We start from the raw sequence: 24,791 nt of genomic DNA on the forward strand, positions 1-24,791 counted from the left end.
TATACCTGACTTTACGATCAATGCCTCGTTTTTAAAGGAATTTCCCCACCTGTTAGTTCAAATCATCACCAACAAAATGATCTGAAACTTTCAACATCTTCAATTTGAGTATTTTTTATTCACGAACGAAATTTTGTTCCCTTGGAAAGAAGTGAATACTTATTTACATAAATTTTGGTATATACCAGGTAATGATTATTGATGTAAGTTACTTACATTTTTGCCTTATAGGGGAATAAATGGGGTCATTTTAAGCGCTAGGTTGCCTAGTTAAGGGAGTCATCAGATTGAAATAAGTAAAATAAAAGTGACCAGCTTCATGTTTACATGCATAGAAAACATACAGTTTCATGGCTGATGGGGATCTAGTATCAAAGGAAAGGACAAAAAAAATCGACCTAACGAGGTCGACTAATGCAAACAAAGGAACGAAATAAAGAAAAAATTAAACAGGTTTACCCCACCATTGCCATAGGGGTTATTGCAAAGAGGTGATTTGCACAAGCCATGCGGTCATGCATTACTTTAATCGGCTGCCCAAACTGAAGCGCCTTATTGCCATCAAGCACAAACGCTTCTTGGTTAACATAAGCACATAAGCTCGACGTCTCGCCTGGTTCTAACACGATGAACATGCCATCAGAATATTGGTTTGTTAGAAAGACCATGTCCCCTTCTTCAGGCTCGTAACCTGAGGACTGTGCTTCAAAGAACCAGCTTTTAGGCTGTACAGGTTTATGAAAGCGCTTTGCTGCAACACAATACAGTGTTAACTCAGCTTGGCGGTATTCGCTGATGTCGAGGCATCGAATACGTTCATTAAACGTTTGGAATGCACTGGCGTCATCAACGGTAAATTCATTGTTCGAGAAGGCACAGTTAACCAACAATTTTCGGGATAAATTGGTTTGGAAAATCATTTCCTCCCCCAGATCCAGCATTAAGCAAGCTTTTTGCTCGTCAAAATACCAATTCCATTTGTCGCTGGGTTTAAGCATTATTCCGTTCTCTCTTGACTAGTTAAATCAGTGGTAAAGAGGTAAGACGCTTAATTACCTACTCGTGATTTTTAAATTTTACAAACGAACGGATAAAAAAAAAGAGGAAACAGAGTCCTCTTTTTTATGTAATAGCTACTGATTTTTCAGTGGTTTTTGATGTGTATGTTAAAGATTCTTAACAATATCACGTACTAGGCCTGGGCCGTGGTAAATAAAGCCGGTGTAGACTTGAACAAGTTTAGCGCCTGCCATCAGCTTTTCTTTGGCTGCAACATAGGAATCCACACCACCAACACCGATAATTGGAAGTTTGTCTCCTAGCTCTTCATGAAGCTTACGTACGACTTCCGTAGAGCGTGATTGCACAGGGCGACCACTTAAACCACCTGCCTCATTGGCGTGTTTCATTCCTTCTACGATCGTGCGATCCAGAGTTGTGTTAGTCGCGATCACACCATCTATATTGTTTTTCAATAAAGAATCGCAGATTTGGCAGATTTCTTCGTCACTCAAATCAGGCGCAATTTTTAATGCTAGCGGAACGTATTTGTTGTATTTCTCTGAAAGTTCCGCTTGTTTCGCTTTTAATTCAGAAAGTAGTTCATCAAGCGCTTCACCATATTGAAGTGAACGAAGACCCGGAGTGTTTGGTGATGAGATATTAACCGCAATGTAGCCTGCGTACTCATACACTTTCTCCATACAAATCAGGTAGTCCTCTGCCCCTTTCTCAATTGGTGTGTCTTTGTTTTTACCAATATTAATTCCGAGAACACAGTTGAATTTTGCTTGCTTTACATTCTCGACCAAATTATCAACGCCTAGGTTGTTAAAGCCCATGCGATTGATGATACCTTCAGCTTCGACTAAGCGAAATAAGCGTGGTTTATCATTCCCTGGTTGCGGACGAGGTGTTACTGTGCCAACTTCGACAAAGCCAAAGCCCATGGCATCAAATGCTTCAATGCATTCACCGTTTTTATCTAAGCCAGCCGCAAGACCTACTGGGTTACGGAATGTTAGTCCCATACACTCAACTGGACGAGTTGGTAATTGTTGGCGGTAGAAGAGATCAAGTGGTGTGCCGTTAAAGCGTTGGAAGTTCTTGATTGCAAGATCGTGTGCCTTCTCGGCATCGAGTTGGAAAAAGCCAGTTCTGGCTAGACGGTAAAGCATTGTGCCTCCGAAAGAAAAAAGCCCCGTATAAACGGGACAATATTATTTACTGTTTTTCATCGTAATTCAATGAAAATGAATGTATTAAGTAAAAACCTATATCTTTCTAATATTTTCAAATATAAAACAAACAATTAGAGTAAGATTTCAACAATAAAATTTATAACTAACCACCCTAAAGCAATCGATTTCAGCCTATTTTAACTTCCAAACGCTGTTACGCTGTAACTCACCTGCACTATAGTAGAAACGATGAGCAACAAAAAAGCCTCGCTAAATAACGAGGCTTTTACTTACAATTTGACTAACTCATCTACTCTTTCGACGAACAGTTGAGATTCAAGAGTACTAATTCTCGAAGTGCTACAGAAAACTTAGCAAATTCGTGGACAGAGCCAACTTTGAACTCATTCAAGATGCTTTCCCAACGGTGCAGTGATTGCTCGTTAGTTTCCATCCAATCTTCTAACGCTTTCATCACGTCTAGCTCTTCCGTTGCACAGCCGCAATTTAATACCTGAGCCGTAAGTTGACGTTGTTGCCAGTCCAGATCTTCTCGGAATGCAGCTCTTGCCAGTGCCTGCCAGTTATTATCAACGGCTTGGCTGTTAATTTGCTTCAAGAACCAGTGTAACGACAAACGGTCACCCAAGTTAAAGTAGAGCTTCGATGCTTGCTCAACCGTTTTACCTGTTTCACTCGCCACTGATGAGATATCCAGTGCAGATTGTAAGCTGGATAAACGAGCGACTTGATGTGCAAGTTTCTCTTCTACCCCTTTCTCAATCCACCCTTGAGCAAGTTCATTGTGTTCTTCTACTTCAGACTCAACCAGCATAGTGTCTAAGGTTTCAGTGATAACATTGACATCTTGCTTGTAGATAGCAATCAGCTCACCAACTGTGCATTTACCACTGCGGTTGCGAAGCAACCAACGTGCAATTCGACGTAGTGCTCGACGAACATAAAACATGATTTCGTACTGAGCTTGAGCTGTGGCGGTATTATCGAGTTCACGAGTCTGCTTAAGAATTGCTTCTAGATCGAAAATTTCACGAGCCGCACTGTATGCGTTAGCAATATCGACAACACTTGCACCGGTTTCTTCTTGCAAACGAGTGACGAAATTACAGCCCATTTCATTAACCATCTGGTTAGCCAATGCTGTAGCGATAATTTCAGCTCGCAGTGGGTGATTAACCATTTGATCTTTATAGTTACGTCGTAACGCACTTGGGAAATATTCAACAAGCTGTTTCGCATGGAATTCATCATTCGCGATTTCATCCGTAACAAGTTGCTGTTTAAGTACCATTTTACCGTAGGCAACTAACACTGATAGCTCAGGGCGAGTCAGACCTAGTCCCTGTTTTTCACGCTCGATTAGCGTTTCATCATCAGGGATGTATTCGAGAGCACGATCCAAGTACCCTGCTTTTTCCATGGTATGGATGAATCGAATTTGTTCCTTAACAATGCCAACACCTTGCTGTTCAGTAACGGAGATCGACTCAGATTGACGGTAAGCATCATCTAAGACAATTTCACCCACTTCGTCTTCCATAGACTCTAGAATTTGGTTGCGTTGCTTAACCGTAAGATCGCCATTTGAAACCAGTCCATTAAGGAAGATCTTGATGTTGACTTCATTATCCGAACAGTCAACGCCACCCACGTTATCAACGAAGTCTGTGTTCACTCGGCCGCCAGTCAGTGCGTATTCAATACGACCAAGCTGAGTCATACCCAAGTTACCGCCTTCGCCAACCACTTTTGCTCTTAAGTCACGGCCGTCAATGCGCAGCATGTCGTTAGCGCGGTCACCAACATCCGTATGAGTTTCTGTCGAGGCTTTAACGTAAGTGCCGATACCACCATTCCAAAGCAGATCGACTTTCATTTTCAAGATCATCTTAATCAGATCATTAGGCGCTAAAGATGCTTTCTTAGTACCTAACATTTTCTGAATTTCTGGTGTCAACTGGATCGATTTTGATCGACGAGAGAAGATGCCACCACCTTGAGAGATCAAATCTTTATTGTAATCTTCCCAGCTTGATCTTGGTAGATTAAACAAGCGGTTACGTTCTTCCCAGCTGGTGGCTGAATCTGGATTTGGATCAATAAAGATGTGCATGTGGTTAAAGGCAGCTTGCAATCGAATATGCTTCGATAACAGCATACCGTTACCGAACACGTCACCAGCCATATCACCTACACCGATTGCGGTAAAGTCAGTGGTCTGGCAGTTGATGCCCATTTCACGGAAGTGACGCTTAACAGATTCCCAACCACCTTTTGCAGTGATACCCATCGCTTTGTGGTCGTAACCATTTGAACCACCTGAAGCAAATGCGTCACCTAACCAGAAGTTGTACTCTGCAGAAACAGAGTTTGCTAGATCTGAGAATGTTGCTGTGCCTTTATCTGCCGCCACTACTAGGTATGGGTCATCTTCGTCATGGCGCACAACGTTTTGTGGTGGCACGACTTCACCTTCAATGATGTTATCTGATACATCAAGTAGCGCACGAATAAATCGTTTGTAACAACGTTGGCCTTCAGCAAAGATCTCATCACGGGTTGTGAGAGATGGCTGGCGTTTACAAACAAAACCGCCTTTTGCACCCACAGGTACGATAACGGTGTTCTTAACCTGTTGCGCTTTCACTAGGCCAAGAATCTCTGTACGGAAATCTTCTTGACGGTCTGACCAACGTAAACCACCACGAGCCACTTTTCCGCCACGAAGGTGAACACCTTCAATATCTGGTGCATACACAAAGATCTCGAACGCTGGTACAGGTTGCGGAATTTCTGGAATATCGCTCGGTTTCATTTTCAAAGATAACCAAGGCTTAGATTGCTTGCTTTCGTCTAGCTGATAGTAGTTAGTACGAAGTGTCGCCATGATCATGTCTATGTAACGACGAATAATACGATCATCATCCAAGCTCTCTACACGATCCAACTGCTCTGTTAGCTTTTTAATCAGATCGTTTTGGCCTTTTTCACTGCCTTTGTGTTTCGGATCGAATCGCTTGGTGAACAGCTTGACTAGACCTGTTGCTAAGTCTGGGTAGTGGCTTAGCGTGTCTTCGATGTATTGTTGACTGAATGGGAAACCGACTTGGCGCATGTATCGAGCATAAGCACGAAGAATGGAAATCTCACGCCCAGATAGCGACGCACCGAGTACCAATCGGTTAAAACCATCACTTTCAAGGTTGCCCGCCCAAATTGCGGCAAATGCTTGTTGGAAACGGTCACGAGCCTCACGAAGATCAACCGTTTTCTCGCTCTTGTGCAGCATAGAGAAATCAAGGATCCAGAATGTCTGTCCGTTATTTTTCTCGATCTCATACGGTGATTCACCGATCACTCGTAAGCCAAGGTTTTCAAGCATTGGCATTACGTCAGAAAGATGGATTGGCTCATCACGATGGTATAACTTCAAGCGAACAGCTTTTGAATCCGCCCCCTCTTCTTGAGGTCGGTAGAACAACATGCCAAGTTTATTATCATCACTTAACGCTTCTAAGCGTTCAATATCTGCAACTGCAGAACCTGGCATCATGTCCTCTTTGTATGAGCGAGGGAACGCACTCATGTATTCTTTTGAAAGAGGAAGGCCTTTGCTTTCACCAAAGTTAGCAATGATGGATTCTTTTAGTCTGTCATCCCAAGAGGTAGAAACTTCCATTAGGTTTTGCTCGATCTTTTTCACGTCTACGTCAATGTTGTTATTGTCTACACGAACAATGTAATGTGTTCTCGCTAGTGGGCTTTCTGAGAAGAACGTTGTAAATTCAACCTCTTGCTCGCAACCAAAGTACTGCTTAAGAATGCGTTGAGTTTGACGACGTAACTCCGTGTTGTAACGATCTTTAGTGACATAAACCATGCAGCTAAAGAAACGACCAAATGGGTCCTTACGAACAAATAAACGCAGTAGGTCACGATCTTGCATTTGTACAACACCCATACCCACCTCAAGCAACTCTTCTTCATTTGCTTGGAGTAGTTCATCGCGTGGGTAGTTTTCTAAGATATTGTGCAATGCTTTGTATGAATACGATCCGTGACGGTATCCGCTCGCTTCAAGGATACGGTCCACTTTTTCACGGATCAGAGGGATGCTTTGTACCGCTTGGTTATACACGGCAGAGGTATATAAACCAGTAAAGCGATGCTCACCTATTACTTTACCGTTTTCATCAAACTTCTTAACACCGATGTAATCAGTATAAGCTGGTCGGTGAATACGAGATGCTTTGTTACCTTTTGTGATAATCAGAGCGTATGGCTTTTTCGCTTCTAACCGCGCAGAGTCTGAAAGCTCAGATAGCTTGACGCTACGTACACGCTTGTCATCAGCAAATAGACCAAGTCCTTTTTCTTTAGCAGGAACAAGCTCGGTATCACCATTGACTTCTTCTAAGTCATAATCTTTGTAACCCATAAAGGTAAAATTATGATCTTCTAGCCAACGAAGAAATGCGATCGTTTCGTCCATACGATCCGTTTGGATAGAAACACGATCTTTATTTTTCTCAAGTTCATCAGTCACAAGCTTAAGCTTATCAACCATTTGCTTCCAGTCATCAACGACTAAACGAGTGTCAGATAGAATTTTTAACAGCTCTTCTTTAAGCGCTTGCATCTCTTCTTTACTAGTAAGGCGGTCTACCTCGATATGGAACAGTGATTGAAGAACACCACCCTCACCGTTTACGTCGGTAACTTGGCCTTTTTTATCACGCTGTATCTGTGTTGGGTTGTTTAACATTAGGTGGCAAACAAGGTCCAAACGCGCTAAAGCCATTTTGACTGAGTCCACTAAGAATGGACTATCTGGAACAACAATTTCTACGATTGTGTGTGTGGATTGCCAGCCTTGACGACTTACGGTCGGGTTAAATACTCGTACCGAAATCTCTTCTGGTTTTTTTTCATTGATATGGTGCCAAAGGCTGACGACAGCACCATAAAGATCGGATTCGTTTCGCTGAATCAGGTCATCATCAGCAATGTTACTGAATAAGTGTTGAGCAAGTTTAGTTACAAGCGTTTGGTGAGAAAGCTCGAGTTTGTCTTGAATCAGTTGGTAAACTTTTTCAAGCAGAACCGGCACTACATTTTCACGCGCGGTCATATTCACACTCCACATTAGAATTGTTGTTTTGTAGGGGGACTTAGTAGCTAGGTTGTTACCTTAGAAACTAAGCATAGGTAATGCATGTGCCCATTGTAAAAGCATAATTACAAATGTTTAACAACTAATCGTGGTGGTAAGAGGTGAAATGTCCGATTCTGTGACTAAGATTCCTATTTAACTCTCTGCAAATACAATACATCACAGAGTTTCTAACTTAAGAAACTTATTATTTTGGTCAGTTGTTAGTCTAAACTGGCCTTTAATGCCTAATTGACTAAGAAATGGTCTGAATCGTGCGGCGGGTAACTGCAAACGTAAACCGTTATGTGTGACGACTTGAACAACACTTGCCGCGCCAGAATAATGGGATAAAAACGTTTGATATGAAATGTTGAGGTTGAAGTAGTAATAGTTCATGAAGTAAAAACTAAGTGACATAAACAATAAGGTGGCCTTAATGACCACCCTATTGTGTTGTTTACTATTCGTCTAGTGCTTTAGTCACTTTTTCGAATAAGTCTTTAGCAAGATTATCCATTGCTTTGAGCTTTTCAAGTTCTGCTTTGATCAAAGCTTGGCGACCTTCATCGTATTTACGGAACTTAAGCAAAGGATCAATCATTCTAGATGCGACTTGTGGGTTCGAATCATTAAGTTGGCGAAGGATTTCTCCTGCAAATTGGTAACCTGCACCGGATTTATCATGAAAACGCACAGGGTTGGCACTTAAGAACGAACCAATCAAACTGCGCGTACGGTTCGGATTCTTCAAACTAAATGCTTCGTGGTTCATGGTGGCTTTCACTTTTTCAAGTGCATCCTCTGCAGGATTGCTACCTTGAAGTGCAAACCACTTGTCCATAACCAAACCATCGTGCTTCCATTTATCGCTATAGTCTGCCATAAGAGCTTCACGACACTCAAGCTGAGCACTATTTGCAGCACTCATCGCTGCAATCGTATCTGTCATGTTATTTGCAGATGCGTATTGTGCTTTCACTAAATCATTACCTTTTTCCGTATGTGCTAGGTATTGCAGACAACGGTTACGTAATGCACGCTTGCCAATCGCAGCATGATCGATCGTGTACTCTGTTTGCTTCAGTGTATGATAAGTTGCACTTAGCTCATCTTCTAACTCTTGAGAAAGTGACACTGTAATACTGTTTAGCACTTTGTCTACGGCATCGATGTCAATTTGCTGGTACCAGCCAGTAATCTCATTAATTGAAGGCAAAGAGAAAACTTGAGCAATAAAAGCTGGCTCAAGCGTCTCATCCAATAGCACACCACGGAACGCATCTATCACGCCTTCAGAAAGCGATACTTCTTGTCCGGCTTGAACGTTTTTCACGTTCTGACGAATGTACTTAGCCAATAGCATTTGGCTTGCATCCCAACGAGCAAAGTCATTCGTCGCGTGTTTCATCAAGAAGACTAATTCATCATCACTGTAGTCGTATTCTAGTTTTACTGGTGCCGAAAATTCACGCAACAAAGATGGCACTGGTTGTTCTTCGACATTTTCGAATACGAACGTTTGCTTATCTTGTTTAATATCTAGCACGTTATGAACCGATTCACCGTTAATCATCAACGGGATAACGTGACCTTTCGAATCGTACAGCTCGATATCAAACGGAATGTGCAGCGCTTGCTTCTCTGACTGGTCTTGCGTTGGCTCCGTAAATTGCTCTACCGTTAGTGCGTAAGTTTTTGCATTGGCATTGTATTCGCTATTTACGCGCAGCGTCGGTGTACCAGACTGGCTGTACCATAGACGGAATTGTTTTAAATCGACACCGGTGGCATCTTCCATTGCAGAAACACAGTCTTCACATGTGGCAGCAGTACCATCGTGACGTTCAAAGTAAAGTTTCATCCCTTTTTGGAAGCCCTCTTCGCCAAGGAGCGTATGGTACATGCGAATAACTTCGCTGCCCTTTTCATACACTGTTAGCGTGTAGAAGTTATTCATCTCAATGACTTTGTCAGGACGAATCGGGTGAGACATTGGGCTTGCATCTTCTGCAAACTGAGGGCCACGGATGATACGTACGTTATCGATGCGGTTATCTGCACGAGAGCCTAAGTCAGAAGAGAATTCTTGGTCACGGAATACGGTTAAGCCTTCTTTTAGACTTAGTTGGAACCAGTCACGACAAGTGACACGGTTGCCAGTCCAGTTGTGGAAGTACTCATGACCGATCACAGCTTCGATACCTAAGTAGTCACGATCGGTCGCCGTTTGGTCATTCGCCAGAACATACTTTGAGTTAAAGATGTTTAGGCCTTTGTTTTCCATTGCGCCCATATTGAAGAAATCAACGGCAACGATCATGTAAATATCCAGATCGTATTCAAGGCCAAAGCGTTCTTCATCCCACTTCATCGAGTTGATCAGCGATGTCATCGCATGGCCTGCACGATCTAAGTTACCTTTATCAACAAAGATTTCTAAATCAACACTGCGACCTGACATCGTGGTGTATTTGTCACGCAGTACGTCAAAGTCCCCTGCGACAAGAGCAAACAAGTAAGCTGGCTTTGGATGCGGGTCCTGCCATTGAACCCAATGACGACCGTTCTCTGCATCGCCTTCTGCAATTCGGTTACCATTGCTCAGCAAATATGGATAAGCGGCTTTATCTGCGATCACTTTTGTCGTGTATTTTGCCAGAACATCAGGACGATCTAAGTAATAAGTAATACGACGGAAGCCCTCGGCTTCACACTGAGTACAAAATGCGCCGCCTGATTTGTACAAACCTTCGAGTGCTGTATTCGCTTCAGGATCAATTTTGGTGACGATTTCAAGTTCAAACTCGGATGGAAGATCGGTCAGTACAAGCGATGATTCTTTCACTTCGTGATGAGCCCAATCCTCACCGTTTACTTTTACAGCGCGCAGCTCAAGCCCCTCGCCATCAAGTTCTAGCGTTGTTGTATTGCCTTTTTGAACAACCTTTGATATCGCCGTAACGATGGTGTCATCGTCATAAAGATCAAACGTAAGATCGATATCGGTAATCGCGTGAGATGGCTCTTGATAATCTTTACGATATTTGGCCTGGGGAGCTTGGGACATGAGCATAAATCCTTGTATGTCGAACAACAAAAATACCAGACTGCATGATCAAAAATGCAGTTCTGGTATCACTATATAAGCTATTTGTAGGGGTTGTGGTATCAGAATACAAGTCTTTCCATCAAAAAACGGAGCTTTTAGTGCTCTAGCTCCGTTTTTTGATTAACATTTAAACAACATTAACAATTTACCGTACGCTCGCGTAATATGTCGTAGCAAGATAAGCTATCAAGGCGTTACCCGATTAAGTACCGCGTACATATCGCCATTTGAATCTTCAATCGTTAATTCATTTTTGTTGAGCTTATAGGTGGTCCCGTGCTCGCCATTTTCATAGAGCAAGACTAAATATTCATCTTCTGTGTAGAAAACACCTTGCTTGATTGACTCATCCCCTTCTTCGTTGGATACCCGAAACATAAACACGAAGTCAGGTTGAAGTATCAGATCCATATGGTTGATGTTGTTTGCCACAAGGCCATCTCCGGATACATAAGAGCTAGACCATATGCCCGCTAGCGAGTTAGACAACCCTTTAGTAAAAGTCACACCATTAAGATCAAGCGTATTGTGATTATTGCGATAGGCATAAATTTGAGGCTCATCTGTGTTTAAGCCAAGAACGATGGTGTCTTCATTGGCGTTATACAATCCTTCCCAATGATCGACAGAATAATCTTTCTTTTGAATATCAATAGAAAAGCTGTAGTCGGAACCCAGTGACAGTTTTATCGCACGAAAATTTTCAGCCGACTCTTCGGGGTTTGGGTTCATTAAATACCAGTCTCCGATGAGAAACGGCGTGTCAAAGTGACTTAATTCATCTTCTCTGGTGTTTTCTCCGCTAAACACACTAAAGCAGCAAAAGCTAAGTAAAATAAAGAACCATTTCATATCGGCATCCTTATCGTTTTCTTTTAGCTTAGGCAGTAGTCCTCACTTTCGCGAAATTTTAGATGTAGATCACGTAAATTATTGGGAAAAAATAAGCGAATATCTTACTTGATACTCAATACAAACAAAGATGAAAAGACATAAAAAAAGAGTGAGCCTGAAAGACTCACTTCTTTTTACTTTGAATTGCCAGTTATTATGACTGATTTTTCTGCTTGAGTAGATCAACCATAATCGCGACAGACTCATCTAAATAAACATCAGGCGCTTCATAATCTTTAGGTATATCATCCAATGTTTTGAATGCTTCCTTACCTAAAGCAGCTTGACGCTCATTGATGCGTTGCAAACGAAGTGCTTCCGCTTTATCCGATTCAGCCTTACGAACTTTCTCGTTCAAAGACAACATATTATCGTCTTTTTCTTTACGATACTTCTCTATGTCTTCATTGATGAAACGGAATTCCATCTCATCAGAAATACGCTTGTTATGAAGAGCGGTGAGTTTTTCAACTAGTGCTTCGTTGCTTGGGAAGGTTTGATATTTTGCTTTATCAATCTGATCCCAAGGTAGTGCATTGTCTTCTACACTTTCACCCGTTTCAGAAGCTTCAATTGGTGTTGGGTACGAAATATCGGGTGCAACACCACGATTTTGCGTACTTCCACCGTCAATACGGTAGAACTTCTGAATCGTGTACTGAACGTAGCCTAGCTCTTTATCGAAAAGATCGTAGATATGATTCAGTGAACGATGCTGTTGAACCGTACCTTTACCAAAAGAATTTTCACCTAAAATAATTGCACGATTATAATCTTGCATTGCTGCTGCAAAAATTTCAGACGCTGAAGCACTGTAGCGGTTAATCAACACCGTCAGCGGACCATCGTAGCTCACTTTTCCGTCAGTATCGGCGTTCACCTTAATACGACCATAACTGTCACGAACTTGAACAACAGGACCTTCTTTAATGAATAACCCTGTTAATGCTGTCGCTTCCGTTAATGCACCACCACCGTTGTTACGTAGATCAACGATTACGCCGTCAACGTTTTTGGTTTTTAACTCAGCAAGCAGTTTATCGGTATCTTTCGACAAACCGACGTAGAAACTTGGCACTTCTAAAATACCAATCTTCTTACCATCTTTTTCGATGATCTCCGACTTCACTGCGCGATCTTCTAGGCGAACTTTGTCACGAACAATTGTGACAATGTAACTCTTCGCATCGTTACCTTCTGGCAAGATCTGTAGATTAACCTTTGTGCCTTTTGGGCCTTTGATTAATTGAACTACATCATCCAGACGCCAACCGATCACGTCGACAATCTCTTCACCATCTTGTCCAACACCGATGATTCGATCCCCTTCGCCAAGTTGCTTGCTCTTCGACGCTGGGCCACCAACAACAAGTGAACGAATTACTGTGTAATCGTCAGTCATTTGCAGAACGGCACCAATGCCTTCCAGAGAAAGGTTCATTTCCGATTGGAATTGCTCAGCATTACGTGGAGAAAGGTAGCTAGTATGAGGGTCGACTTGTCGGGCGAAGGCATTCATATATAACTGGAACGCATCTTCGTTATTAGTCTGTGTGATCCGCTTCATCGCGTTGTTATAACGCTTCTCTAAAACCTCTTTAATCTCTGGCCATTCTTTGCCAGTCAGCTTCAGATTTAACGCGTCATATTTCACGCGCTTACGCCATAACTCGTTGAGCTCCGCTTCGTCTTTTGGCCATGCAGCTTCAGAACGGTCTAACTCTATCTCGTCATCAGTATCAAACTTGATCTCTTCGTCGAGTAGCGTTAACGCATAAGCAAAACGCTCGAAACGCTTTTGCATTGAGAGGTTATAAACATCAAAAGCAATTTGGTTGTTACCAGCTTTTAGCTGATCATCAAGCTCAATTGACCAGTCTTTAAAAGAGTCGATGTCCGCTTGAGTAAAAATATTTCTATTATAATCAAGCAATTCTACATAGCGTTCAAAGATCGCTTTGGAGAAATCATCATTGAGGCTGAAATGCTTATAATGAGAGCGGGTAAATCGAGAGGTGACTCGTTTGCTAGCTGTTTCGTGCTGAACTTCAGGAGCGAGAACCGGCAAGTCATCTTTATGTAGTTTGGCTTCGAGAGCCTGAGCTGATGCTGCTAGCCATAAGCTAGCAGCAATCAGTGTCACTTTTGAACGGCAATTCATGCGTAGGAGTATCTCCTTTATGCGCGCAAGTGCTCCGCTTTCACAACCATTTGTAGGCCGTTAGCAAGTTGAACACGTACATCATCCTTATTGATCTCAACAATGGTCGCTGCCATGTTTCCTTTGCCCATGTTCACGTTAACTGCGTTACCTACTGTGATTTCGTCAGCATTTAGAGCGCGCGTTTCTACAGGCTTAGTTGTTTTTTGTACTTTTGGTTTGTTAGTACGACGAGGCTGTTGAGGCTTTTTAGCCGCTGGTTTCGCTTTCGCCTTACCCTCTTCACGAGCTTTTTGTGCTTGTTCTTTACGACGAGCTTGAACTTTTGCCTTGCTTTCTGCAAGTGTCGCTTTCGCGTGTTCAACGTGCTCTTCTTCTAGCTCACCACAAGGGTTGCCGTCTAGGTCTACACGTACTGCACCTGGTTTTACACCATGTAGGTAACGCCATGATGAAGTGTACTGTCTTAACGCTGCACGAAGCTGTGTTTTGCTTACTTTTTCGTCTTCACTTAGACGTTCCGCAAGATCTTGAAAAATACCAATTTTCAGAGGTTTTGCTTCACCTTCTAAAGTAAAGCACTTAGGGAAACATTCAGCAATATATGCAATAACTTCTTTGCTGTTTTTTAACTTTTCAGTCATGAGGGGTCCTGATTTGAGCGGATTTCCGCGAGCATTAAGAAAAAATATTCTCGTATTATAGTGACATGCCAAGGAAAAACCACACTCGAAGGCTAATTTATGCGTCGTTCGCGTGTGAATTAAGCAGCTTTTCTACTTCAGCCATGAAATGAGTGAGACCTTCTTCGTCTGTTTCATTGAATCGACCAATACTTGGGCTGTCAATATCAAGGACACCAACCACCTTTCCATTAATAGAAAATGGAATCACAATTTCTGAATTGCTCGCTGCATCGCACGCTATATGTCCCTCAAATTCATGAACGTCGTATACTCTTTGTATGGTGTTAGTTTTTGCAGCAGTACCACAGACACCGCGACCCATAGGAATGCGGACACAAGCTGGTTTTCCTTGGAACGGACCAAGAACGAGCTCTTCACCTTTTGCTAGGTAAAAGCCAGCCCAGTTAAGATCGTCCAATTCCATGAAAAGCAGTGAGCTCAAGTTTGCTAGGTTAGCAATAAAGTCTGGCTCAGACTCAATTAGAGCAACGGCTTGTTTGGTTAGTCTATGGTATTGTTCTATGTTCATATTAACTTCCTACTTACTATAAAAGCTTCCATTCTCATTGTATGGCGCTAAAATGCAGCCCTACTTTATAATAGGACTTATTCTCAATTACAATGCTTCTGAAAAATGACACTATTAGCCGTTCTTGGTTGATAACACAAGTAAAAAAGCACAAGTCCAAGCTGATCATAGCGAACTTGATAGCGGTGCTTGCAACCTTGATTAGTGTTCCAATCCCCCTTCTCATGCCGTTGATGGTTGATGAGGTTTTATTGGACCAACCAGCAAAAGGCTTAGCTGCTATGAATGCCATTCTCCCTGAAGCGTGGCACACTCCGACGGGTTATATATTTTTCACCCTTTTCTTGGTCGTCCTGATGCGAGCTGCAAGTCAGGGGTTAAATATCCTTCAAAGCCGACAATTTACACTTGTTTCTAAAACGATCACGTTTGAGATGCGCAGTAAAATGATCGACAAGCTTGGTCGTATCAGCATCCGCCAATACGAAACCAAAGGCAGCGGAGGCATCAACGCCCACCTTATCACTGACATTGAGACCATTGATAAATTTATTGGTTCTACGTTAGCAAAATTCGTTATCAGTTTTTTAACGGTCATTGGTACTGCCATCGTTCTGCTTTGGCTCGACTGGCGACTTGGTCTATTTATTCTGCTAGTTAACCCTATTGTCATTTACTTCTCACGTAAACTAGGAAGTATGGTTAAACATCTGAAACGGAAGGAAAATCATTCTTTTGAAATTTTCCAAAATCGTTTAGTTGAAACATTAGATGGCATTTACCAGCTGCGCGCAGCCAATAAAGAGCGAGAATTTCTCCAGCAACTCAAAGACAGTGCGAACCAAGTTCGCGTGGATGCAGACAAGTATGCGTGGCAATCAGAGGCGGCAGGTCGCGTCTCTTTCCTACTCTTCTTAATCGGTTTTGAGTTATTCAGAGCCGTCGCCATGCTGATGGTCATGTTTAGTGACCTCACTATTGGTCAAATCTTTGCTGTTTTTGGTTACCTATGGTTTATGTTGTCTCCTGTTCAAGAGCTGCTCGGCATTCAGTTTTCTTGGTACAGCGCGAAAGCTGCGTTAAAACGCATCAACGACTTATTAGTATTAGAAGAAGAACAAAGACCGGTACCTAAGGTAAATCCTTTCAAAGAAGACAGAGAAGTCGATGTTAAAGTAGAAAACGTAGACTTCTCTTATAATAATGAAAACAAAGTTCTAGATAACCTTTCTTTACATATACCGGCAGGAAAGAAAGTGGCGCTAGTTGGTGCGAGCGGAGGCGGTAAGTCGACCTTAATACAACTACTTATTGGGGTTTATCGTCAAAACTCCGGTAGCATTCGCTTTAATGATGAATTAACAGAAGATATTGGTTTTGAAGTAATTCGTGACAAAATTGCCGTGGTATTACAGCAACCTATACTATTTAACGACACCTTGAGGCATAATCTAACACTCGGTGGGAATTTTGACGAAATGTCACTTTGGCGAGCTCTTGAAGTAGCTCAGCTGCAAGATGTTATTTCTCAACTGAATCACGGTTTGGATACTCAAGTCGGCCGTAACGGCATTCGTTTGTCAGGTGGTCAACGACAACGCCTTGCCATCGCAAGAATGGTGCTGAGTAATCCTCAATTTGTTATTTTAGACGAAGCCACGTCTGCGCTTGATACCGCTACTGAAGCGGCATTGCACAAAGCATTGACTGAATTCTTACGTGGCAGAACAACATTAATCGTTGCGCACCGTCTATCAGCCGTAAAACAAGCCGATTTGATCTACGTGCTTGAAGATGGAAAAGTGACGCAAACAGGTACTCATGGTGAGTTAGTTGAGCAAGAAGGCTTATATCAAACCTTATATGGGGGCATACAGTCCCACGCTTAAATCGTTCAAGTTAGAGAGGTCGTTATGACCTCTCTGTCTAAGCACGCCATGCAGCCAAATAATGTGCGCTTGTGCCAAGGTTGCGAATTGCCTGTCGATATCGTCGACTTACCCAATGGAAAAAATGCACACTGTCCTCGTTGTGGCACACAGTTGTATCGAGGCGGTAGCCCTAGCCTCTCAGGTAATTTAGCCGTCGCGATAACCTGTATCCTGCTATTTATTCCATCACACTTTTTTAACTTTATTAGTATCCGACTCTTTGGTGTGATGATTCCGGCAACCCTACCTTCAGGGATGATCACATTGATGGAAGAAGGCTTTGTTCTTCTTTCACTGCTTATTCTATTTTGTAGCTCTCTAGCGCCGCTGACGGTTTGTGTTTCAGTGGTTACGGCGCATATCTCGCTGCATCAACGGTGGTTTCGAGGGCTTCGTGTTTCACTGTGGCTAATTCAACATTTGAAACATTGGGTAATGCTGGATGTGTTCTTAGTTAGCATCGCCATTTCCTGCTTCAAACTCCAAGATTATTCCGACATTTTTGTAGGCCCAGGGTTAATTGGTTTGGTTCTTTTGCAGATATTTACCGTTTTGTTAGTTTCTCGAATCAGTGTGCGTCGTTACTGGGAAGCCTGGAAACCAGAACGTCTTTACTCCTTTGAACACAAAGACGTGCATTGCCATGAGTGCCACTTGTCTCAACCTGAAGGTGACCATTGTCGGCGTTGTCACCACGAGTTATATCATCGCAAGCCCAACTCCATTCAGAAGACGTGGGCTTACCTCATTGCGGCAACGATAGCGATTTTCCCAGCCAACTTAATTCCTATTTCCATCTTGCTGACCAATGGCAAACGTTTGGAAGATACCATTTTCTCAGGCGTAGCTGGGTTGGTAAAAAGCGGTATGTATGGCATCGCAGTGATCATTTTTGTGGCCAGTATTGTTGTGCCAGTTGTAAAAATACTAGGCCTTGCCTACATCATGCTTTGCATTCAATTCAAACGTTCGGTGTTTAAGAGACAACGAATGATGGTTTACTTTGTTGTTAAATGGATCGGTAAATGGTCTGTGATGGACTTGTTTGTTATTTCTATCATGATGACCTTAGTCGATCGTGGTCAGATACTTGATTTCACACCAGGTTATGGCGCCGTAGCCTTTGGTGTTGTCGTGGTATTGACCATGCTTGCAGCGGAAAGTATTGATCCAAGGCTAATCTGGGACCAAACAGGCCCAACACAATCAGAAAAAGAGTCAATGAATGAGTGATCAGAACAGTTCTCAAACGTCATACGTACCAGATGTAAAGCGGAGCAAAGGCATATCTCCTCTTTGGCTTTTGCCAATTTTGACCATGGTCTTAGCTGGCTGGCTTGTGGTGAAGTCGATACACGATGCAGGACAACGGGTGCAAATCTATTTTTCTGACGCTGCTGGCTTGGTTGCCGGGCGAACCACTATCCGTTACCAAGGGCTAGAAGTCGGTATGGTGAGAGACATTAACCTCACTGAAGATCTCAGCAGTATTTATGTTGATGCCGATATCTACCCTGAAGCGGCAAAATTGCTGAACGATAAAACTCGCTTTTGGCTGGTAAAACCAACAGCAAGCCTAACAGGAGTTTCTGGGCTCGATGCGCTCGTGTCGGGTAATTACATTTCGATTCAACCTGGAGATGGTCAAGAGTTTGAAACAACGTTCCATGCGTTAGACTCTGCACCAACAGATTTGCGCGTTTCACAAGGTTTGAACATTAAACTCAAAAGCCGCGATTTAGGTGGTGTGTCGATTGGATCTCAAATTGTTTATAAGAAAATTCCAATCGGTGAAGTCTACAGCTACCAGCTGGATGAAGACGCAAAATCTATCACGATTCAAGCCAACATTCAGGATCAATACCGACATATCATTAACAACCGCAGTCGGTTCTGGAACGTAAGTGGAATCGGTGCCAGCATCGGTTTTGAAGGCGTCGATGTAAGGCTAGAAAGCATGAGTGCTCTACTCGGAGGCGCGATCGCCGTCGATTCTCCGGATGACGGTGAGCCTGTAGAAGAGAATACTGAATTCCGTCTGTATAAAGATTTGAAAACTGCAGGTCGAGGTATCGCTGTTAAAATCGTCCTCCCTGATGACAGTAAAATCAGTGGCGAAGGCGCACCCATTATGTATCGCGGAATCGAGATTGGCCAAGTTACAGACTTAAACCTATCCGAAGGGCGAGAAGTGATATTAGCGTCAGCGGCAATTCAACCTGCTTTCAGTGACATGCTGACGACAGGTACCCGATTCGTCTTAGAAGAAGCAAAAGTGTCCCTCTCTGGTGTTGAAAACATTGCCAATCTCGTGAGAGGAAACTTCTTAACCATTGTGCCAGGTGCCGGTGATCGCTCTCGCCGCTTTACTGCCATTCGTAAAAACGTTTTTAACCAACAGCAAGAAAAGTCCATCGCTATTCGTTTAGTGTCTGACAACTCGTTTGGCCTAGATAGCGGTGCCAACGTGCTTTACAAAGGCATCGTTGTCGGTTCAATTATCAACGTAGGCTTAGTTGAAGAAGGTAAAAAATCGCAACATGAAGTATTTATGGACGTATTGATTGATCATGAATACAAACATCTGATCAAATCAAACAACCGTTTTTATGTAACCGGAAGTGCCTCTGCAGAGTTAACGGAATCGGGCCTCAGCGTTACCGTTCCTCCGGCAAAACAGTTGTTAACTGGGTCCATTAGCTTTGTAAGCGAAGGCAAGCAAGATATTCAAAAAGAGTATCAACTGTTCCAAAACGAATCATTGGCAGAACTAGCACAGTACAACCAAAGTGGCTCTAGAGCACTCACACTGTTTGCTTCTGAATTGCCGCCGATTTCCAAAGGCAGCCCTCTACTCTATCGTAATCTTCCTGTTGGTAACGTCTCCGATTTCCAATTGGTTGATGGCGGTGTGTTAATTAAAGCAACCATCGAAAACCGCTTTGCTTACCTCGTAACACCGCAAACCGTCTTTTGGAACCGTTCAGGGATAGAGATAGATGCATCGCTAGCCGGTGTGAGTGTGAAAGCTCACCCTTTAAAATCGTTAATCGAAGGTGGCATCGCTTTTGACTCTGTTCCTGGCGTTGAAAACAAAATTGGAGACAACTGGAAGTTATATACAGATCAAAAAACCGCACGCAAATTTGGACGCGTTATTGCGTTAGAAACAGACGGCTCACAAGAAATTGCCAAAGGAATGCCGATAGAGTATCAAGGCGTCAAAGTTGGTGAAGTCACACTGGTTGTACCAAATTTTCGTCGCAATATGGTTGAAATTACCGCAAGAATCCTACCTGAATACGTAGAAAACATTGCGGTTGAAGGCTCACATTTTTGGCTAACTGAGCCAGAGATTGGCTTAGGTGGCGTGAAAAACCTTGGCGCATTGGTGTCGAAATCCATCAGTGTTGAGCCAGGTAAAGGTAAAGCTAAATTTGATTTTCAGTTGGAAAACGGTTCAGAACGTGTTAGGGGCATAATGTTTACTTTACAAAGTGAACAACGAGGCTCAGTACAAGTCGGAACGCCTATTCTTTACCGCCAGATGGAAGTCGGCCAAGTAACCGACGTGAGCCTAGGAGAGTTTGCAGATCGCGTCGTCACGACCATCAAGATACAGCCTGAATATGCTTACCTCGTTCGTCAAAACAGTGTGTTTTGGAATGTTTCAGGAGTAGATGTCTCCATCGGAATTACTGGTGCGAACATCAAAGCGGGCACATTTGATAGTTTAGTTCGCGGAGGAATTGCGTTTTCAACGCCAGAGCAATCGACTATTCCACCAGCGGCAAAAAGTGGGCAATCTTTCTTTTTGTATCCACAAGCTGAAGAAGGTTGGACTCAATGGCGTACTGCGATTCCTAAGCCGTAGAATAAAGCTCAATTCACATACAATTGAAGTTTGATCACTTTAAAAGAGCAGCAATCGCTGCTCTTTTTTATTGCTCGGCCCTTGTCACTATTCGTTTCTGCTTCGCTTTCGTATATTATTTGCCACAAATTCTGCAAACGAGATTCCACATTGCATCCTAATGTTTACATCCCAGACGCGTTTCTGGAAAAAATCCAAACTATCCTTCCTGCTAACCTCAACATGGAAGACTTTATCGCATCGTGCCAAAAGCCACTGCGCAAGAGTATTCGTGTTAATACGTTGAAGATCAGCGTTGAGGCGTTTCTAGAACGTGCAGACGCAAAAGGCTGGAAGCTTTCCCCTGTGCCTTGGTGTGACACGGGTTTTTGGATTGAAGCGGACGAGTCAGTTGTACCATTAGGCAACACCGCAGAGCACATGTCAGGCTTATTCTACATTCAAGAAGCCAGTTCAATGATGCCAGTATCTGCGCTGTTTATGAATGACGAATCTTACGATGCCGTGTTAGATACAGCAGCTGCACCAGGATCAAAGACCACTCAAATCGCGGCTTTAATGAACAATGAAGGCGTTCTCGTGGCCAATGAATACGCCGCAAGTCGTGTAAAAGTGCTGCATGCCAACGTGGAACGTTGTGGTGTACGTAACTCCGCACTAAGTAACTTCGATGGGCGCGTTTTTGGCGGTTGGCTACCAGAACAATTTGATGCGGTTCTGCTCGACGCGCCCTGCTCCGGCGAAGGCACCGTTCGCAAAGACGAAGATGCAATGAAAAACTGGACGCAAGCTTCCGTGCTCGACATCGCTGACACACAGAAAGATCTTATTGAAAGCGCCTTCCATGCACTAAAGCCCGGTGGTGTGATGGTTTACTCAACGTGCACACTCAGTACCGAAGAAAACCAACAAGTTTGTCATCACTTGAAAGAAACCTTTGGTGATGCCGTTGAGTTTGAAAGCCTTGAGACCTTGTTTGAAAACGCAAATGCTGCTCTAACTGAAGAAGGTTTTTTGCATATCTTTCCACAGGTCTACGACTGCGAAGGGTTCTTTGTTGCAAGAATTCGTAAACTGGCTGCTGTTGAACCACCAAAGGTCAAAAAGCGCATGGGCAAGTTCCCGTTTACCAAAGCATCGAAAAAAGAATCGGTTGAAATTGCCCAACAGCTGCAAAGTGCGTTAGGTATTGAACTTCCGAATGACAGTTCTGTATGGCTTCGCGATAAAGATGTCTGGTTGTTCCCTAATTCTTTAGAGCCAATGATCGGCGAATTACGCTTCTCCCGTATGGGTATCAAGATCGCGGAAGCCCATAAAAATGGCTACCGTTGGCAGCATCAGGTGGCAACGGCATTAGCGACAGGCTCTGAGGCAAACGCCATTGAACTCAGTATTGAAGAAGCGCGCGAATGGTACATGGGACGTGATGTTCGCCCACAAACGATTCCTGAGGGAATGAAAACAGGTAAAGGCGAAGTGCTTGTCACCTATCAAGGCGCAGTCATTGGCCTTGGGAAATGGGTAAGCAACAGAATAAAGAATGGTCTTCCTCGCGAATTAGTACGAGATAAGAACTTATTTTAAAGAAGTAGCAAATCATAAATAAATGAAAAGCCATCGTATTTGCGATGGCTTTTTAATTCGTAAGTATGAAAGCAACTGGGCTCGCTAGCGATCCGGATACGCTGTACTAAACTAGTTGTATCAAAGTAATGCTTTGATATGGCATTTCTCTCTATGTTCACCAACAAAATTATTGTTGGAAAAAGTTTAGCGCAGGCTCTGCGGAGCCGTTTCCCCTAGGCCCAAAAAAAGGAAAAGTTTGGGCCGTTTTTTTGGCTGCCGATCCGCTATACGTGAGTTTGGGCTACGCCAGACGAATGCCGTCTTTCTCGATAACAATCTTGCCCTGCTTGTACAATCCACCAATGGTCTTTTTGTAAGTACCTTTACTTGTACGGAAAGCGTCAAAAATCGCTTCAGGAGAAGACTTATCGTTCAAAGGTAAAAAGCCGCCTTTCTTCTCTAACAGATCAAGAATCTTGCTAGAAAGATCGTCCATTTTTGCCACGCCGACTTTTTGTAGCGCGAGATCGATTTTGCCATCTTCACGAATTTGCTTAATAAAGCCTTTCAGTTTCTTACCGATGTAAAGCTTACCAAACACATCTGATGGGAAAATCATGCCCCAATGCTTTCCGTTAACAATCGCTTTGTAGCCAAGTTGACTGCGCTCTGCGATGATCAAATCAACTTGTTCGTTAACTTCATAATTCGCCGGAGTTTTGTCTAACCATTTGTTGAACTTAGTCGTACCAACAATGCGGCCTGACGCTTTGTCAGTATAAACATAGACAAGAATAGTTTGTCCCGCAGAGAAGCGAGTGCGTTGCTCACTAAAAGGAATAAGTAAATCCTTCTCTTTGATGCCCCAATTTACAAAAGCACCTGTCGCGTTGACGCCCTCAATCTTCATTAAGCCCCATTCACCCACTTGGGCAATAGGTCTTTCAATGGTCGCAGCAAGCTGGCTTTCTGAATCGAAGTACAAAAATACGTCTACATGATCACCAATTTCAGTACCCTCTGGTACATACTTATTAGGCAGTAGAACAGAACCGTAATCATCACCATCCAGAAATACGCCAAAATCAGCCTTTTTAATGACTTCTAAGCTGTTAATTTGACCAATTTTAATCATTGATTTTGTCTCTTTTTAAATTTACGTGGAATTATACCTAAACTAACAAGAAAATCAGAGAGAAAAGCATAGTGCTCTGTTATGCTGTTGTCGTTCAGCTATATGCCCCAGTCACTCTTTTAGCACTTTTATGCTTACCTGCTCAACAGTACGCATAAGTTAAGAATGCTTTAACAAAGTCAGGAGCTTTCTTTGGTCACCGTCGATAAACAAGACTCAATAACATTAAAAATCAGTCATGCACTCGCAAAGAGCAAAAGTGTCGACCTAGATATTTACTTTTTTATACCTGGTGAGCTTGGTTTAAACGCCGATATCATCAGTGAATCCGAATTTTATTACACTTCAATCACACAGCAACGCTCTTATTACAGTACTGAAATCCTTCTACCGCTAGTACACAGTCGACTTGCCAAGCGTGGACGCCTGTCGAATCAGCAATACAGAGTAAGTTTGAGCTTGTTCGCTTACCAATACGTTATCGCGCTAGACAAAGCGGTGGCAAGTTTAAACAAGCATCAGAACAACTCCGTAACGGAAGATGAAGTTGACGAAGTTATCGAGCTCACGCTTGAGATCTTAAAGCGCTTGCGACGTTCTATTCCTTATGAAGAGAACTTAAAACGGTACTACGTTAACATCGATAACTATCTGTCTTGGTATACCGAGCAAAAGTTTTTATCTCTAGTGGCTCATCTCCCACGTGAAGGCGATTATGGCACGATTAAGAAACGCTTGATCACGCTCTGTGAAAAAGAGCAAGCCCATCGAAAACTCAACAAGTACAACTCTCCAAGAGTCGTTGAAGACGTTACTCGTCTATCTAACAAAATGCGCTTGCTAAGACGCTTGATTGAACACCCTATCGTGCTTCGTGAAGAAACCATATCAATGGGTAACAACATCAAGCGTGCTATCAAAGGTATTGCTACTGGCTTGGTGATGGTTGTCGTGACCTCAACCGTGATTCTCGCTCGCGATTATCTTGGGGAAATTTCCGCGTCCTTCATTATCGCGATGTCATTTATTTATGCTCTACGAGAAATCTTTAAAGATGATTTGCGCGATGCGATGTGGCGATGGATCCGTAAAGGCAAGCCAAAGTGGCGCAAGAAGTATGTTGATCCAACAACGAAAAAAGTGGTCGGCAGAAAATTAGAGTGGCTCGATTATCGTACGTTAAGTAGCTTGCCAGATAAGATTCAAAGAATACGTAAGAAGCGCGTCGTGCAGCGCGAAGAGCAGATACTTCATTATCACGAGAAAACCGAAATGGCGACCTCTCTATTCTTGAGTGGTTATGAGCAAACAAGAGAAACACTGAACATCAGTTTGCGCCCTATCATCCGCTTGATGGATAAAAGCTCAAACCGAGTTTACCGTTTAAATGAAGGGCAAGTGACCAAAGAGTCGGTAGAGAAACGTCATTTGCTCAATGTGATTGTCAAAGAGGACAACCACACCGATGAGCCTGTTTATTATCGTTGGAAAGTGGTCTTAAACCGCTCCAAAATCGTCTCGATTGAGCAGATTGAACTCAATTAAAG

Annotated in this window: 15 protein-coding genes; 5 read left to right on the plus strand and 10 right to left on the minus strand. The window is 43.0% G+C overall.

From position 1 onward, the window contains the following. Nucleotides 1–455 precede the first annotated feature (455 nt). The 9 genes from ACZ5ZC_RS15575 to ACZ5ZC_RS15615 all read right to left on the minus strand — a co-directional run bounded on the left by ACZ5ZC_RS15575 (nt 456) and on the right by ACZ5ZC_RS15615 (nt 14,735). Nucleotides 456–998, minus strand: a complete 543-nt coding sequence (locus tag ACZ5ZC_RS15575) for a cell division protein ZapC (protein WP_464932081.1) — start codon at nt 996–998, stop codon at nt 456–458. 168 nt (nt 999–1,166) lie between these two features. Then, on the minus strand, nt 1,167–2,177 hold the full coding sequence (gene pyrD, locus ACZ5ZC_RS15580; protein WP_006743218.1) for a quinone-dependent dihydroorotate dehydrogenase: 1,011 nt from the start codon (nt 2,175–2,177) through the stop codon (nt 1,167–1,169). Between the two features lie 313 nt (nt 2,178–2,490). Then, nucleotides 2,491–7,332, minus strand: a complete 4,842-nt coding sequence (locus ACZ5ZC_RS15585) for an NAD-glutamate dehydrogenase (protein WP_301615461.1) — start codon at nt 7,330–7,332, stop codon at nt 2,491–2,493. A 201-nt stretch (nt 7,333–7,533) separates the two neighbouring features. Then, nucleotides 7,534–7,752, minus strand: coding sequence for a DUF2835 domain-containing protein (locus tag ACZ5ZC_RS15590; protein WP_046876238.1), 219 nt, complete (start codon nt 7,750–7,752; stop codon nt 7,534–7,536). 64 nt (nt 7,753–7,816) lie between these two features. Then, entirely contained in the window at nt 7,817–10,423 is a 2,607-nt protein-coding gene (gene pepN, locus ACZ5ZC_RS15595; RefSeq protein WP_464932083.1) for an aminopeptidase N, read from the minus strand. A gap of 228 nt (nt 10,424–10,651) precedes the next feature. Further along, on the minus strand, nt 10,652–11,317 hold the full coding sequence (locus ACZ5ZC_RS15600; protein WP_005396553.1) for a hypothetical protein: 666 nt from the start codon (nt 11,315–11,317) through the stop codon (nt 10,652–10,654). A 196-nt stretch (nt 11,318–11,513) separates the two neighbouring features. Further along, nucleotides 11,514–13,520: a carboxy terminal-processing peptidase gene (gene prc, locus ACZ5ZC_RS15605; RefSeq protein ID WP_005396554.1), complete on the minus strand. Its 2,007-nt coding sequence runs from the start codon at nt 13,518–13,520 to the stop codon at nt 11,514–11,516. A 17-nt stretch (nt 13,521–13,537) separates the two neighbouring features. Next, a complete protein-coding gene (gene proQ / locus ACZ5ZC_RS15610) occupies nt 13,538–14,164 on the minus strand; it encodes an RNA chaperone ProQ (protein WP_046876216.1) in 627 nt (208 codons plus the stop codon). A 97-nt stretch (nt 14,165–14,261) separates the two neighbouring features. After that, on the minus strand, nt 14,262–14,735 hold the full coding sequence (locus tag ACZ5ZC_RS15615) for a GAF domain-containing protein (protein WP_046876215.1): 474 nt from the start codon (nt 14,733–14,735) through the stop codon (nt 14,262–14,264). Between the two features lie 92 nt (nt 14,736–14,827). Here ACZ5ZC_RS15615 and ACZ5ZC_RS15620 point away from each other — a divergent pair, with 92 nt between their 5' ends. From ACZ5ZC_RS15620 to rsmF, 4 genes are all read left to right on the plus strand, one after another. Continuing rightward, a complete protein-coding gene (locus ACZ5ZC_RS15620; RefSeq protein WP_006743267.1) occupies nt 14,828–16,624 on the plus strand; it encodes an ABC transporter ATP-binding protein in 1,797 nt (598 codons plus the stop codon). Between the two features lie 24 nt (nt 16,625–16,648). Further along, on the plus strand, nt 16,649–17,899 hold the full coding sequence (locus ACZ5ZC_RS15625; protein ID WP_006743266.1) for a paraquat-inducible protein A: 1,251 nt from the start codon (nt 16,649–16,651) through the stop codon (nt 17,897–17,899). Continuing rightward, nucleotides 17,892–20,540, plus strand: a complete 2,649-nt coding sequence (locus ACZ5ZC_RS15630) for a PqiB family protein (RefSeq protein WP_464932084.1) — start codon at nt 17,892–17,894, stop codon at nt 20,538–20,540. The genes ACZ5ZC_RS15625 and ACZ5ZC_RS15630 overlap by 8 nt, the downstream gene beginning before the upstream one ends. 150 nt (nt 20,541–20,690) lie before the next feature. Next, nucleotides 20,691–22,127 carry a 16S rRNA (cytosine(1407)-C(5))-methyltransferase RsmF gene (gene rsmF, locus ACZ5ZC_RS15635; protein ID WP_053807443.1) on the plus strand — a complete coding sequence of 479 codons (1,437 nt, stop codon included), beginning with the start codon at nt 20,691–20,693 and terminating at the stop codon, nt 22,125–22,127. 283 nt (nt 22,128–22,410) lie between these two features. Here the strand turns inward: rsmF and ACZ5ZC_RS15640 are convergent, their stop codons facing one another. Then, complete coding sequence (locus ACZ5ZC_RS15640) at nt 22,411–23,244, minus strand: CvfB family protein (protein WP_005396561.1); 834 nt, start codon at nt 23,242–23,244, stop codon at nt 22,411–22,413. A 192-nt stretch (nt 23,245–23,436) separates the two neighbouring features. Between ACZ5ZC_RS15640 and ACZ5ZC_RS15645 the strand changes: the two genes are divergently transcribed. Next, nucleotides 23,437–24,789, plus strand: coding sequence for a hypothetical protein (locus tag ACZ5ZC_RS15645; RefSeq protein WP_006743263.1), 1,353 nt, complete (start codon nt 23,437–23,439; stop codon nt 24,787–24,789). Nucleotides 24,790–24,791 lie beyond the last annotated feature (2 nt).

It is taken from the genome of Vibrio sp. JCM 18905, from assembly GCF_055393305.1.